11 protein-coding genes are annotated in these 14,782 nt (G+C 41.3%); 2 read left to right on the top strand and 9 right to left on the bottom strand.

The genetic code is table 11. The annotated features are described in order from the left end of the window. Window positions 1–50: 50 nt before the first annotated feature. From gltB to NE668_RS06870, 5 genes are all read right to left on the bottom strand, one after another. On the bottom strand, window positions 51–4,631 hold the full coding sequence (gene gltB / locus NE668_RS06890; protein WP_227037308.1) for a glutamate synthase large subunit: 4,581 nt from the start codon (window positions 4,629–4,631) through the stop codon (window positions 51–53). 318 nt (window positions 4,632–4,949) lie between these two features. After that, window positions 4,950–5,816: an RluA family pseudouridine synthase gene (locus NE668_RS06885; RefSeq protein ID WP_195394740.1), complete on the bottom strand. Its 867-nt coding sequence runs from the start codon at window positions 5,814–5,816 to the stop codon at window positions 4,950–4,952. A 1-nt stretch (window position 5,817) separates the two neighbouring features. Continuing rightward, window positions 5,818–7,011: a GNAT family N-acetyltransferase gene (locus NE668_RS06880; RefSeq protein ID WP_227037307.1), complete on the bottom strand. Its 1,194-nt coding sequence runs from the start codon at window positions 7,009–7,011 to the stop codon at window positions 5,818–5,820. A 228-nt stretch (window positions 7,012–7,239) separates the two neighbouring features. Continuing rightward, complete coding sequence (locus NE668_RS06875) at window positions 7,240–8,175, bottom strand: DUF2156 domain-containing protein (protein ID WP_369522338.1); 936 nt, start codon at window positions 8,173–8,175, stop codon at window positions 7,240–7,242. 101 nt (window positions 8,176–8,276) lie between these two features. Further along, on the bottom strand, window positions 8,277–9,392 hold the full coding sequence (locus NE668_RS06870) for an efflux RND transporter periplasmic adaptor subunit (RefSeq protein ID WP_227037305.1): 1,116 nt from the start codon (window positions 9,390–9,392) through the stop codon (window positions 8,277–8,279). Window positions 9,393–9,503: 111 nt separating this feature from the next. Here NE668_RS06870 and NE668_RS06865 point away from each other — a divergent pair, with 111 nt between their 5' ends. Beyond that, window positions 9,504–10,355: an aldo/keto reductase gene (locus NE668_RS06865; protein WP_227037304.1), complete on the top strand. Its 852-nt coding sequence runs from the start codon at window positions 9,504–9,506 to the stop codon at window positions 10,353–10,355. Between the two features lie 149 nt (window positions 10,356–10,504). Here NE668_RS06865 and NE668_RS06860 read toward each other — a convergent pair whose 3' ends face one another. The 3 genes from NE668_RS06860 to NE668_RS06850 form a co-directional block, all read right to left on the bottom strand. After that, window positions 10,505–10,843, bottom strand: a complete 339-nt coding sequence (locus NE668_RS06860; RefSeq protein ID WP_004694897.1) for a branched-chain amino acid transporter permease — start codon at window positions 10,841–10,843, stop codon at window positions 10,505–10,507. Further along, complete coding sequence (locus tag NE668_RS06855; RefSeq protein WP_004694895.1) at window positions 10,836–11,501, bottom strand: AzlC family ABC transporter permease; 666 nt, start codon at window positions 11,499–11,501, stop codon at window positions 10,836–10,838. Before NE668_RS06855 ends, NE668_RS06860 begins: the two co-directional genes overlap by 8 nt. A gap of 100 nt (window positions 11,502–11,601) precedes the next feature. Further along, complete coding sequence (locus NE668_RS06850) at window positions 11,602–12,768, bottom strand: iron-containing alcohol dehydrogenase (RefSeq protein WP_227037303.1); 1,167 nt, start codon at window positions 12,766–12,768, stop codon at window positions 11,602–11,604. A 261-nt stretch (window positions 12,769–13,029) separates the two neighbouring features. Between NE668_RS06850 and NE668_RS06845 the strand changes: the two genes are divergently transcribed. Continuing rightward, window positions 13,030–13,848: a MetQ/NlpA family ABC transporter substrate-binding protein gene (locus NE668_RS06845; protein ID WP_004694891.1), complete on the top strand. Its 819-nt coding sequence runs from the start codon at window positions 13,030–13,032 to the stop codon at window positions 13,846–13,848. Between the two features lie 72 nt (window positions 13,849–13,920). Here the strand turns inward: NE668_RS06845 and NE668_RS06840 are convergent, their stop codons facing one another. Continuing rightward, complete coding sequence (locus NE668_RS06840; RefSeq protein WP_227037302.1) at window positions 13,921–14,736, bottom strand: nitroreductase family protein; 816 nt, start codon at window positions 14,734–14,736, stop codon at window positions 13,921–13,923. Window positions 14,737–14,782 lie beyond the last annotated feature (46 nt).

Raw genomic sequence — 14,782 nt, 5'->3', positions numbered from 1 at the left:
AGGCTTTTCATATATCCTATCCAAACGATATTCAATCAAATTAAAAATTATTATGCATATTTTTCTTTAAATGCAGCCAGTTGTGCTTCTTCCAAGGACAAGCCTTGTTCTTTAAAGCGTTCAATAGCAGCTTGCATTTCCTCGTATGCTACAGGTACAACCTTTGTAAATCTGTTTACAAAGTTATTCCAGTTTTCTAAAAGGTGACGGCCTTTAGCGGAGTTAGTATGCAATACATGTTGTTCTACTAGTTCTTTAATGCGTTTAAGGTCATCATTATTGGCAGGACGTAGTTCTACGAGACCTGGATTTACATAGCGTTCATCGCAATCGAGGATGTACGCATAGCCACCGGACATACCTGCTCCGAAGTTACGGCCGATTTTACCGAGTACGAGCACTTCGCCACCGGTCATGTATTCACAACCATGGTCGCCGACACCTTCCACAACAGCCGTGATACCACTGTTACGAACGGCAAAACGTTCACCAGCTACACCGTTGATGTAGGATGTACCAGAGGTTGCACCATAGAAGGCGACATTACCAATTAGGATGTTTTCATCCGCTTCAAAGATAGATTTCTTAGGTGGGTACACCGTTATAGTACCGCCGGACAAGCCTTTACCGAGGTAATCATTTGCATCCCCTTCGAGTTCTAAGGTCATGCCTTTAGGGATGAAAGCACCAAAGGATTGGCCTGCAGAGCCTTCAAAGTTCAACTTGATTGTGTTATCTGGCAAACCGCTTTCACCATAACGACGAGTCACCTCAGAACCAACCAAGGTACCTACAACACGGTTGATATTAGTGATAGCCAATTTAGCGCGAATCGGTTTTTGGTCCTCAATAGCAGGACGGCACATACGCAAAAGCTTGGACATATCCAAGGTGCGTTCCAACTCGTGATCTTGGTCAATCGTGTGCATATGGCCTACAGAGGCATCGATGTACGGACGGAACAATATACGTTTAAGGTCAACACGGGACAATTTGAAGTTATCGTCTTGCGATTTTTGACGAACAAGATCGATACGCCCAACGAGTTCTGCTACGGAGCGAATACCTAGGCGAGCCATGATTTCACGCAATTCACGTGCGATGAAAATCATCAAGTTTTCAACATATTCAGGCTTACCTGTGAAACGAGCACGCAATTTTTCGTCTTGTGTAGCTACACCATAAGGACATGTATTAAGATTACATACACGAGCCATTTTACAGCCTACTGCTACGAGAGGCAATGTGCCAAAGCCAAATAACTCAGCACCGAGCATAGCTGCCACAGCTACATCGAATCCTGTCATCAACTTGGAGTCTACTTCTAATTGAACACGGTCACGTAATCTGTTGAGCATCAAGGTTTGATGAGTTTCAGAAAGACCAAGTTCCCAAGGTACACCTGCATGTTTTACAGACGTGCGACCTGCTGCACCTGTACCACCATCATATCCAGAAATCAAAATGTTATCTGCTTTCGCTTTTGCAACACCAGCAGCAATCGTGCCGACGCCTGCTTCAGATGTCAATTTAACGGAAATACGCGCATCTTTGTTTACACATTTCAAGTCGTAAATCAACTCTGCCAAGTCTTCAATGGAGTAAATATCATGATGCGGTGGTGGAGATACGAGCTCAACGCCTGGAGTGGAGTGACGAGCCTTGGCAATTTCAGGATATACCTTTTTACCTGGTAATTGACCTCCTTCACCTGGCTTAGCGCCTTGAGCACATTTGATTTGCAATTCTTTTGCATGAATGAGGTAGTTTGCGGTTACCCCAAAACGACCAGATGCAATCTGTTTTACTTCGGAGTTCATGCTATCGCCGTTTGGCAATGGTTTAAAACGCTCTACATCTTCGCCGCCTTCACCAGAGTTGGATGTGGAGCCAAGACGATTCATAGCGATAGCAATGGCTTCATGTGCTTCTTTACTGATGGCACCGTAACTCATAGCTCCCGCTTTAAAGCGTTTTACGATAGACTCTTCCGGTTCAACCTCTTCGATAGGAATACCACCGCCTACAGGATAGTTCAATTCCATCAAAGAACGCAATGTAACATGGTAATCGTTGCGAATCGCTTTGGAGTATTCTTTATATTTTGCATAATCCTTTTCGATAAGGGATGCTTGTAAAAGATCGATAGTCTTAGGATTGAATAGATGCTCTTCCCCATCTTTTACTGGACCATACCAACCGCCTGGTTCGAGTACTGTTTCATCGGATTTGAAAGCCCGTTCAAAACGAGCTAATGCTTCATGTGCTACACCACCAAGACCAATGCCGCCAATACGTGTTGGTGTATTTACGAAGAACTTGTTAATAAAGTTAGTATTCAAGCCCAACGCTTCAAAGATTTGTGCACCGTGGTAGGAACGAACTGTAGAAATACCCATTTTGGACATGACCTTCATAATACCACCTACAGCGGCCTTGATGTAGTTCTTTTCTGCCTGTTCTGGCGTAATATCGCCAAGACGTTTACGAGCTTGTAAATCGCGTACAGTTTCAAGCGCCAAGTATGGGTTGATAGCTGTTACACCATAACCGATTAATGTACAGAAGTGATGAACTTCGCGTGGTTCACCAGATTCAAGGATGAGGCCAATTTCTGTACGCAACACTTTGTTAATCAAGTGATTGTGAACAGCAGCTACAGCCAACAACGCTGGAATTGGTGCATGATTTTCATCGACACCGCGGTCGGATAAGATCAACACATTTTGATCTGTACGAGCTGCTTCTTCTGCCTTTTCGCATAAATCATTTAGCGCATCGCGCAAGCCTTCAGCACCCTTAGTAGGATCGAAGAGAATTGGCAAGGTTACGGATTTCATGCGACGACAATCAAGAGCTTTGATGGACGCCAACTCTTGGTTCGTAAGGATTGGTGTGCGCATAGACAGCGCATAGGTTCCTGCTTTGTTAGGCTCTGTTAGATTACCAGAGTTACCAAGCATAACCCGTGTAGATGTAACCATCTCCTCACGGATAGAGTCGATAGGAGGATTTGTTACTTGCGCAAACATTTGCTTGAAGTAGCTATATAGCAATTGTGGTTTATCGGACAAGATAGCTAAAGGTGCATCGGCACCCATAGCACCTACAGGGTCTTTACCATCTTTTGCCATAGGCACGATCATGCGCACAAGGTCTTCTTGGGTATAACCAAAAGCTTGTTGTTCTTTAAATAAATCATCTACTTTTGGAATTGTACTTTCATCGGCTTGCGTAATTTCAGACAAATGAATAACGTGTTCCTTTACCCATTCATTGTATGGTAATTCAGTAGCGACGCGATGTTTGATTTCTTCATCGGAGATGATACGTTGCTCCTCTGTATCGATGAGCAGCATTTTACCTGGTTCTAAACGGCCTTTAGCGCGTATGTTTTCAGCATTTTCGTTTACAACGCCAACCTCGGAAGCCATAATAACGCGGTCATCTGTTGTCACATAGTAACGAGCAGGACGTAAACCGTTGCGGTCAAGGACACCGCCGATAACTGTACCATCCGTAAATCCCATAGCCGCAGGACCATCCCATGGTTCCATCATAAAGCTATTGAACTCATAGAAATCATGTTTTTCTTGGCTCATGAGATTATTGCGTTCCCAAGGTTCAGGAATCATCATCATAATCGCATGAGGCAAGGAGCGACCTGTCATATGCAAGAATTCCAATGTGTTATCAAACATAGCAGAGTCAGAACCGCTATCATCTACTACAGGGAATACCTTTTTGATATCTGGGAACAATGGAGATTCCGCTTTACCTTCACGAGCATTAATCCAGTTTACATTACCGCGGATAGTGTTGATTTCACCATTATGAACTAAGAAACGGTTAGGATGTGCCCGAGCCCAACTTGGGAATGTATTCGTACTGAAACGGGAGTGAACCATTGCCAACGCAGAGGTAAAGTCAAGATCGCTCAAATCAAGGTAGAAGTCACGCAATTGACCAGGTGTTAGCATACCTTTATATACGATTGTTTTAGAAGACAAAGATGCGATATAAAAATCGCTGGATAATTCCTTGCTCAATGGAATGATGCGTTTTTCCGCCAATTTACGGATGATATATAGTTTACGTTCAAATTCCTTATTGTTAGTTACATCGGGGCCTTTGCCGATGAGGATTTGAATCATCCAAGGGCGAATCGCCGCAGCCTCTTTACCGACCTTTGTGCCATCTACCGGTACTTCACGCCAGCCGAGAACAACCTGGCCCTCTTCGCGTACGACCTCTTCAAGAATTCGCTTCTGCTCGTTACGGAGACTTTCATATTTATGAGCAAATACCATACCTACGCCATACTCACCAGCTGCAGGTAGGTTGATACCAAGCACTTCGCATTCACGCTTAAAGAACTCGTGCGGAATTTGTACCAAAATACCGGCACCATCACCTGTGTCCTTATCGGCACCAGCACCACCACGATGTTCAAGGCGCTCCAAAATACGCAAACCATCGTCGATAATATCATGAGATTTTTTTCCCTTAATATTAACAACAAAACCCATGCCACACGCATCCTTTTCAAATTGGCTGCTATACATGCCATTGGCTTCGAGTCTAGCTTGATCTAGACGTTGTTGCTCTATTGTGCTTTGCTTCATATCCATAACGTGCACTCCTTCATATCACTTGATTATTCCAAGCACTGCGGCATCGTTCCGTTCGGTCTTGGTAAAAGTATAACTAACAAACTATTTCTCTATAAAATTATCAATTTAACATTCTATAGAATTTTATGTCTATACACAGTATACTCCTGTCCACTGTGAATTGAAAATATAAAAAAAACATAGTCTATGCTTTTCATGCATAGACTATGAGTTTTTATCACTATTGTTTTTTGTATACAAGGATACAGGGAAAATAAGCATCTCGTCCGATAGATATGATGGGCTTATTATTTAGAGTAGTAAAATCTACAGTTATTATTCTCGACCAAAATTATCCCCTACATCACAGGTAACCGTAATAGCTTTGTCCTTACCATACGGCACGAAAGTTAGCTCCGATGCATGTAAACATTGGCGTGTATAGGGCTTATTGCGCGTACCATACATAGCATCACCAACAATAGGATGTCCAATGTGTTCCATGTGTACGCGAATTTGATGAGTTCTACCAGTCAATAACTTAAAACGTAACAGAGTATTGTCTCCCTCATGATTAAGAACAATATATTCTGTTTGAGCAGGCTGCCCAAATTCATCGATAACGCGGCGATTATCAAATACTGGATCGACCCCGATAGGCGCATCTACCATACCATCCGCATCAATACGCCCTTCTACAAGGCCTGTATAAATGCGGTCGATACGACCTGCTTGTAGCTCATCCGTATAGTATTGTTGTGCTTCTTTTGTTTTACCAAAGAGAATGCACCCCGATGTATCTCGGTCGAGGCGGTGCACAGGTCGAACCTTATGAACTACGTTTTTCTTCGCATAATACCCTGCCACATAGTTACTCAATGTACAAGACTTCGTTTGCCCTGCAGGATGAACGAGCATAAAGGGATCCTTATTTACAACTAACGTATGCGCATCTTCATAGAGAACTGTAATCGGTCCCTTTTCTACATCAACCCCATAATCCTTATCTTGTGGTAACTCCAAGGTTAATACATCACCCTTTTTAAGTGCTCGCTGCGAATGAGCCACACAGCTATTAACTTTTACCCGTTTCTTGCGAAACATCATTTGGATATCCCGAGAGGATAAGGAAAATCGTTCCTTTACATATTTAGAAACCGTCAACTCAGTCGGTTCTTTCACCGTATACGTTTTCCAGCTCATATTACCACCATTCGTTAATATATGTTTTTTGTTCAGGATAGAGAATATCGAAATAGTCTAACCATTCTTCGCTTACTAATAGTTTCCCTTCAAAAGCAAGGTCTCGATCCGTAAGTGTGCCCATTAATAACTGGCTCAATGCACCAACTTCAAAGGTAACATCCGCTTCGCCATCCAATGTATCAGAAATCTTTTTAACGGATGGAGTTAATGCACCGCCATATTGTACTTCATAGCGACCTTCGTTCCAACTGCAAAGCCCATCTTTTACAGCAAAGGTCATTGTTATAGGCATCATCAATGCCTCTGGATTTACAGGAATCGCTTCAAAAGCAGCTTTTACATCTACAATACGACTCATCATATACGGCATTGTAGCGTGACCAGTTCTACCATCAGGATAGAAGCGATAGTATGTATCATGAAGGCCTTCATTCCAACGGATAGAAGTGCCTTGAGAACGGTGATTATAGAAGTAGTTCAATAATGCACGTTGTGCACGGCGTGTCGTGTAAACCAATTCAGAAACAGGAATTTCAGGCTGACCTAAACGATACACTGCATAGCCTTCAATGACGTTATCATCGTTGCGCACTACAGCAATGTTTACGCCTTCTGCAAAGAAGCTGCCTAATAATCGTTTCCATTCCTTTTCACCGCGCTCTGCGTAGCCGGAAAGACGAGCCGTATAGGTTTTATATACTGGATCTAACAAAGTCCATTGATCTACGCTATTTAGCAAGCCAAAGCTCAACGTTTTATCTGTCATAGGGCGCAAGTCTTCTAGCGACATGGTGTTCACCCATTGATGAGCATAAAGCTCCCAACCATATTGCTGATAGAACGCCGCCTTGGATGGCATCAAAATCGTCATAGCTTGACCGCGTTTACGAAGCTCCTCTAGTGCAGCAGTTAACAGTGCACCGCCTACACCACCACGGCGGGCTGCTGGATGCGTTGCAACGCCTACCATATAGCTCGTAGGCAATACGGCACCACGTACATTAAGATTGTATTGACGCAAATGAACGGTGCTCAACAATTGGCCCTGTTCTAACCCGACCATTGTATTCTCTGGTTCATAGCAATTTGTAAAATAATATTGGAAGAATGGATCTTCCTTAGGTTCAAAGCAGTACGCCCATAAATTCTCCACATGAGGCGTATCTTGAGCCGTTGCAATTCTAAATTCCATATTTATATCCTCGTTATATCATAAGAGCCATTATCTATCTGTCGTTTCACAGCGTATAATATCTAATCTAAGCACATCGCATCGCCATATCGCCATATCGCCATATCGCCATATCGCCATATCGCCATATCGCTATGATGATACGATAGTTACATTCAAATAGATAGGCTAACAATTCTATTATAACAAAATGAGCTATGGAGCACATCGGCTTCATAGCTCAAATTTTTATTTACCGCCTGTCGCATTATCAGCTTCGTTAGCATATACTGCGTCATATTTTTCAGCAAAATGATCTGGGTTATAAGATTCTTTTGCTTGACGAAGACCAGGCAAGCCCATATCTTCTTCACGGTTGATGAATTCTACTTCGCTAAATTCATGACGAATGAATTCATTATTGATAGCTTGATACAAACCACGAATATCTGGATTTGCTTTTTCAATGTGAATCAAAGCAATTCTGTCATTGATAAGTTCACCGATACTAAAAGCCTCAACACGGCCGAATAATTTAATGGCACCGCCTTTAAGACCCAACACGTCCCAGTTATCAAACAACAAATTGATGGCTACCAATTCATCTTCGATACCTTCTTCATGATGCGTTTCTACCCAAGATGCTGCCGTTTCACGACATAATGGGATGATATCATCTGTAATTGGCACATATTCATAGTTAGAATATTGCATGCGGAATTGGTTTAAATGGTTTTTCTTTTGACGGAATTTCTTACCAGACAAGTTGATAAGATCTTCGGACTTGTAAATATATTCGTAATTGTCACGGTCAGGTGTAAATGCATAGCGACCAGGACATAGGTCTTCCATGCGTTCTTTTACATCTTTGCTAACGCCTTTAAATCGGAACGGCAATTTATTTTCTACGAACCATTCTTTAGCACGCAACAAGCCATCAAGGAACTTTGCATCTTTACCAGCAAATGGAGGTAAAAGGAATGGCTCACGCTTGCCACCACCTTGGATGTACAATACGCCATTTTCTTCAGCCCAGCGAATACCGTACGGATCTTGCCACATAAACAATGTAGTAAAGCAATTATCGGATGCTTCATAATGATGTTGTTCAAAATATTTGTCGATTAATGGTTTATCTCTCAATTCAAAACGTTTAAATTCTAAAATAATAATCCCTCCTATCAGATTCCTCTTTTGAGGTTACTTTCACAATCTGTGAAAGTTTTGATTCCATCACATTTAAACATAATCCTAACAATCTAGTACTAAAATCTTAGGTCTCATAATTACAGTTTTACAGATTCACCTAACACAAAGGTGCCATCCGTCGTAATAACCTTATCACCTTCGTTTAAGCCAGAAATAATGGCTACGTCATCGCTTTCAGTAATGCCTACCTCAACAACACGTACATCAACTGTATTATTCTCAGTCAATACATATACATATTTCCCATCTTGATTTTCCCGAACCGCCTTAGTTGGAACGGTCAGCATCTTGGCTTTCACATTAGATTCAATAACGAGTGTATAGAATTCACCAGCCTTGATTAGGCCTTTCTCATTATTGAAAGTGGCTTTCACAAGAACACTTGGCACATTTTCAGGCTGAGTAATATCTACGTAAGTCAATTCCCCCGGTATTTCTTGGTCCCCCACCTTGAGAAGTACCTTCATACCATTCTTGGCTTCAGATGTACCTAACTTCATAGCCGCATCACGAGGAATGCTGAGGGATGCTACCATCGGCGTGGATTGCTGAATCATCATAAATGGACGGTCTGCAATCGCCATTTGACGGTCTTCGTTATAAATAGATGTCACCGTACCTGCTATAGGAGCCACGATTGTAGAAGCTGCCATCTGTGCTGATACTTGAGCAATTTGTGCCTCAATGGCCGCCGTATTGATGCCTCCGCCACCACCGGTTGTAACTGTTGTAGTTTGTGGTTGAGATCGTTCCAAAATACGATCATATTCTTTTTGTGTGATTATGCCCGCTTCACGCATGCGTTGAGCCTGTTCCAGTTGAGTACTGTCTATAGATGCTGCAGTCGTAGTCGTCACAGCTGTGGCATATGATTGTGATTGGGCTTGCGCTAATTGTCCTTGCAAGGATGCTAGCTGTTGTTGTAAAGCCGATGTATCTACAGTTGCCACAGTTTGACCTTGCTGTACTTGATCGCCTACTTTCACGGCATACACGACCTGCCCCGTCAAGGTCGGCGTTATCGTCGCCTTATTAAGGGCCGTTACATTGGCATCATTATGAATCTGCAACGGCATATCCTTGTACGTTACCTCTGCGACGGATACGGTTTTCGTACCACATCCCGCAATAGCGAGTGTCATAATCATAACGCCAAGGATAGCAATTACAGAGCAAAAACGATTTATTTGCATTCTGTCACTTCCTATCATATTGATTTTTATCAATACCTTAGTATATCATAAAATCAGTTAGAATTGTATGAAAGCTAATTCCTTTAATTTATGGATATAACGGAGGTTCTCATGGAAGAACGGATGGACTTTAGGATTTTAAATAATGGTAGCTTCATTCCCTCCATCGGTTATGGTACCTATAAAACAGGTACCGAAGGAGAGACTGAACAAGCTGTTGCCAATGCACTTAGCGTAGGCTATCGTTTACTCGATACGGCCGCCTATTATGGCAATGAAGAAGCCGTGGCTAAAGGAATCAGAGCATCTGGTATTAAACGAACAGATATAATCATCACTACTAAAATCTGGCACACTGATGCAGGCTACGATAATACGATGCGTGCTATTGAAAGTTCCTTAAAGAAATTAGATACCAACTATATTGACATCATGCTGGTACATCAACCACTGGGTGATTACTACGGTTCTTGGCGCGCCATGGAAGAATTATACAATCAAAATGTACTTCGTGGGTTAGGCCTATCTAACTTCTACGAGGATCGCCTCATTGACTTGTTGTACCACTGCAATGTAAAACCGGTGGTCAACCAAATCGAATGCCACCCGTTCAACCAACGTCACTCCCTCTTACAATTGATGAGAAAGCATCAAGTTGTAGGTATGGCATGGTCTCCATTTACCCGTGACCGCCAACCAATTTTTGACCATCCAATCATCAAAAGCTTGGCGGAAAAATACGGTGTTTCAAAACATCAAATCATCTTGCGTTGGCACATCCAACGCGGCATCATTCCATTGCCAAAGGCAAATAACGTGAGCCATATGGAAGCTAACTTTGATGTATTCGATTTCAAATTAACTAACATCGACATGGACGTTATGGAATTATTAGACCAACAAGACTTCTTGGAAGACCATCATACTGCACCAGGTCTTGAAAGACTATTACAACTTAAATAGAATATACTAACATTTATTTATAATTGGCAATAGTTAAAATAAATATTACAACTACGCTGTCTCAATAAATAAAACAGTACATAAATAACAAAACCACTTATATCTAATTTAGGAATAGATATAAGTGGTTTATTTTAGTGTGCTTTATTCTATTTAGGTACATTAAATACGGCTTGAACAAGTATCATATATACTACAGTGCCTGCTCCAATAGACATGAACATATTTCGTTTCCATACATGCATGGCAACGGTCACTAATAAAGCGATAAGTTCCGGTACTCCATATGGATAAGAAAGCACAATTGTATCTTTAAAGGTATACACAACAAGCATCCCCATAACAGCTGCAGGTAATGCCTTGCCTAAATACTGTACAAAATCTGGGGCCTTCCTACCAGGTGGGAAAATAAGAAAAGCAGAGAAACGTGTAAGTAATGTGCCCGCTACAACAATGGCAACGGTAATGACTATTTCAAAACTAGTCAAGATGTACACCTCCCCACTTATACGCTATATAACATACTACGAGCATACACCCCATAGAAGCAAGCATAAATAAGGATTTTCCCGTTAATAGAAGCATTGCTAGGGCTACAACGGCTCCAACAGCACCTAAGCCTCGAATATTATTACTTTTAGCATTAAATAACATTTCAAGGAATATAACAATAAATAAGCCAGGTAATACAAAACCAATACCTCGCAAATCTACAGATGCTAATAAATCGCCGAACAATCCCCCTACAAGAGTACTCACAACCCAGAAGATATAATTAAGCCACGATACATGGAAGTAGAACCATTTTTCATCTACATCATCGGGTAACTTCGTAGATACATTAATTGCAAAACTTTCATCACACATCCACGCAACTGTAGGAAACCACTTCCATCCCATATGCACATATCGCTGTAGTGCAGATAGACCATAGAAGAAATGACGCCCATTGACAAACAAGGTCAACATAAAAGTATTCACTGGATCAAAGCCTGCCATTAACAGCCCAATAGTTACGAACTCCATGGAGCCTGCAAATATGGTACTAGCTAAAACAGGAGCGGTCCACCAAGGAAACCCTTGACTGGTAGCATACAAACCAAAGCCTACTCCAAGAAAGAGGAAACTAAGCCCCATGGGAATCATAATAGGAAGTGCAAAAGAAAATGCACTTCTATTTTTTATTTTATTTATAGGGAGCGCCTCCTTTCCATATCATACAAGTTTACACTGTTAATCCCCTTAATTATAAGGCACGCATTAAAATCTCGCGAGCTACTTCTGGTGTTACATCACCATTTTCACCAAGTTGTGTCATGCCATGGTCCTCTAATTGTTTCACAATTTTATCAACTGCTTCTTCACCAAGACCATAGTCTTTCAAATGCGTAGATACGCCAAGGGACTCGAAGAATTCACGAGTTTTAGCGATAGCCTTGTCCGCTTTTTCTTCGTTTGTACCTTCTGTAATATGCCATACCCGTGTAGCATATTGTGACAATTTTTCAAGTTTGTCTGCTTTTTTCACTTCTAACAATGCAGGTAATACGATAGCCAATGTAATACCATGGTCAAGATGGTACGCCGCAGTTAACTCATGGCCAATCAGATGAGTTGCCCAGTCTTGTGGCACGCCGGCACCAATTAAACCATTTAATGCCAATGTAGAGGCCCACACGTGGTTAGCACGAATATCGTAGTTTTCTGGATTTTCTACTGTTTCTTTGCCGATTTCAATCATAGTTTTTAAAATACCTTCGCTGAAACGATCTTGAATACGACCTTCTACAGGGTATGTTAAATACTGCTCTGTGGTATGCACAAAGGTATCGATAACGCCATTCTTAACTTGTCTTTCAGGCAAGGTGAAAGTCAATGTTGGATCAAGCATGGAGAACTTAGGGAATACTAAGCTACTGAATACAGGGTATTTACCGTCACCATAAGTAATAACTGCACCATTGTTCATTTCGGAACCAGTTGCAGGTAGTGTCATAACTGTGCCAAATGGTAATGGATTTGGTACCATGTCTACCGGAACCTCTGGCACACCAACTTTCATTACCTCAATAACGGGACCATCATAGGTAGCACCCATAACGATAAGTTTTGTAGCATCTACTACAGAACCGCCGCCTACAGCGAGAACGAAATCTACGCCATGTTCTTTAATGAAAGCTACCGCACGTTCACAAGTTTCAAGAGATGGGTTTGGCTCAATACCACCAAACTGCTCAACCTTGCGGTTACCAAGAGCTTTCACAATGCGATCAATAAGACCACTGTGCACAGCGGAGCCACCACCATAAGTAATGAGCACCTTTGCATCCTTTGGTACCAATGTATCTAATTCATCTAAACGGTCTTTACCAAATACGATATGTGTAGGGTTATAAAAATCAAAATTATACATACATCCTCCATTAATCCGACATATAGATATATGAATCCATATTAGAATTATACAAAAATATTTAAAATATAAATTTACTACCTAGCGATCACACATTCAATATAACACATTAATCAATATATTATATTGAATTGTATTATAAATGAGCTAGAATTTCACCATAGTTTTAATCTATAGCTAACTGATATGCTTTTATCATATACAAATCCCCTTCATCCATGATAGGATATAACCATTATAAGACTTGAAAGGGATGATTATATGAAATTAAAAACATTGTTAGCACCATTACTTATCGGTGCTCTTGCATTTGCTATCGCTGGTTGTGGTAGTACATCAAATCAATCAACACAAACACAAAAAGAAATCAAAATAGGTGCTACATCTGGTCCTCATGCACAAGTAGCTGAAGCTGTAGCAAAAGAAGCTAAAAAACAAGGAATCGATCTTAAAGTAGTTGAATTCTCAGACTATGTAACACCTGATAAAGCCCTTGCAGATGGCGATATTCAACTGAATGCTTATCAACATGTACCATTTATGGAAAACTTTAACAAACAAAATGGTTCCAACTTAGTAGCAATCGGTAAAACAATTTTGGTGCGTATGGGCTTATATAGTAATAGCGTACACAGCGTACAAGATGTACCTGAAGGCGCTACTGTTTCTATCCCAAATGACCCTACTAACGGTGGTCGTGCATTAGCATTATTAGCTAAAGCTGGATTAATTACGTTAAAAGATGGTGTCGGCTTCAAAGCAACAGTTGCAGATATCACATCTAACCCGAAGAATATAAAGATTCAAGAACTAGAAGCAGCTCAATTACCTCGTAGTCTAGATGATGTAACAATTGCAGTTATTCCAATGAACTATGTGCAAAGTGCTGGTCTTAGTGTAGAAAAACAAGGTTTCTTCTTCGAATCTAAAGATGAACCACTAACAGTTATCGTACTTGCAGTTCGTAGTGAAGACAAAGACAACGAAACATACAAAAAAATTGCAGATATTTACAAATCTGATGCTATTAAACAATACATCGACGAAACATTCAAAGGCACTATTACAACTGCCAACTAATAAAGTTTATATCGTCACTATATAACTAAAAAGAGATGCCCCAATGATTACAATCATTGGGGCATCTCTTTTTTACTCTTCTGTATCAAATGCAACATCTAATGGTTGACGCTCTACAATATTGCGATATCGTACTTTAGGATATCCCATAAGAATGCCACCAGCTACAATTTTATCATCAGGTACACCTAATTCATCTAATAATGGTTGGTATTCAGCTTCTCCAGCATGTTCAAAGAAACCAGCCCAACAAGTACCAAGGCCTAAAGTCGGCGCATATAGCTCAGCATAAGACAAGCAAGAGTGACCACTATCATGGGTACGATGAATATCTTTTTTAGAGCCAATTGCCACTACGAGAGCCGGCGCATCGCGCAAGATATACTCCTTGCCTTTATCTACCTCTGCTTGAGCAGCACGAGCATAGAGACGCATAATCGGTACTGTTTTTGCAGCCAGATGCATCCACTCTAGAACAAGATCAGCAATACGGCGCAACGTTTGTTTATCTCGGATTACTATATACGAAATACCTTGTGTGTTAGTCGCTGTTGGCGCCATTCTTGCAACGTTTAGCACTTTGCGAATGAGCTCTACAGGGACTGGTCTATTTTGATAGTTACGAATAGAGCGACGACTACGCATGAATAGCTCAGCTTGCTCAGGCGTTAACTTAGGTTCCTTTGTAATATCGATTTGCTCCTTACGCGGTGTCATATCGCTATCAAGAGCAAGCGTTGGGCATACGGAAATACAATGCCCACAGGAGATACAACCTCCCCTGCCAGTTACAGGTCCAGCATCGGACATCACCAGCAATCCGGTCGGACAGTCAGCAACGCAAAGGCCGCATCGTGTACAGACTTCTGTATTGACGGTAAATAACATCTGAATATCCTCCAAATACTACTATAAAGCCTATTATAACATACAA

The sequence above is a fragment of the Veillonella parvula genome (assembly GCF_024461875.1).
Classification (GTDB): domain Bacteria; phylum Bacillota; class Negativicutes; order Veillonellales; family Veillonellaceae; genus Veillonella; species Veillonella parvula_I.
This window is presented reverse-complemented; position numbering and strand designations above follow the sequence as displayed.

Coding starts and splice junctions, on each gene's coding strand:
- gltB (WP_227037308.1), bottom strand. CDS start 4,631: ATGGATATGAAGCAAAGCACAATAGAGCAACAACGTCTAGATCAAGCT.
- NE668_RS06885 (WP_195394740.1), bottom strand. CDS start 5,816: ATGAGCTGGAAAACGTATACGGTGAAAGAACCGACTGAGTTGACGGTT.
- NE668_RS06880 (WP_227037307.1), bottom strand. CDS start 7,011: ATGGAATTTAGAATTGCAACGGCTCAAGATACGCCTCATGTGGAGAAT.
- NE668_RS06870 (WP_227037305.1), bottom strand. CDS start 9,392: ATGCAAATAAATCGTTTTTGCTCTGTAATTGCTATCCTTGGCGTTATG.
- NE668_RS06865 (WP_227037304.1), top strand. CDS start 9,504: ATGGAAGAACGGATGGACTTTAGGATTTTAAATAATGGTAGCTTCATT.
- NE668_RS06855 (WP_004694895.1), bottom strand. CDS start 11,501: ATGATTCCCATGGGGCTTAGTTTCCTCTTTCTTGGAGTAGGCTTTGGT.
- NE668_RS06850 (WP_227037303.1), bottom strand. CDS start 12,768: ATGTATAATTTTGATTTTTATAACCCTACACATATCGTATTTGGTAAA.
- NE668_RS06845 (WP_004694891.1), top strand. CDS start 13,030: ATGAAATTAAAAACATTGTTAGCACCATTACTTATCGGTGCTCTTGCA.
- NE668_RS06840 (WP_227037302.1), bottom strand. CDS start 14,736: ATGTTATTTACCGTCAATACAGAAGTCTGTACACGATGCGGCCTTTGC.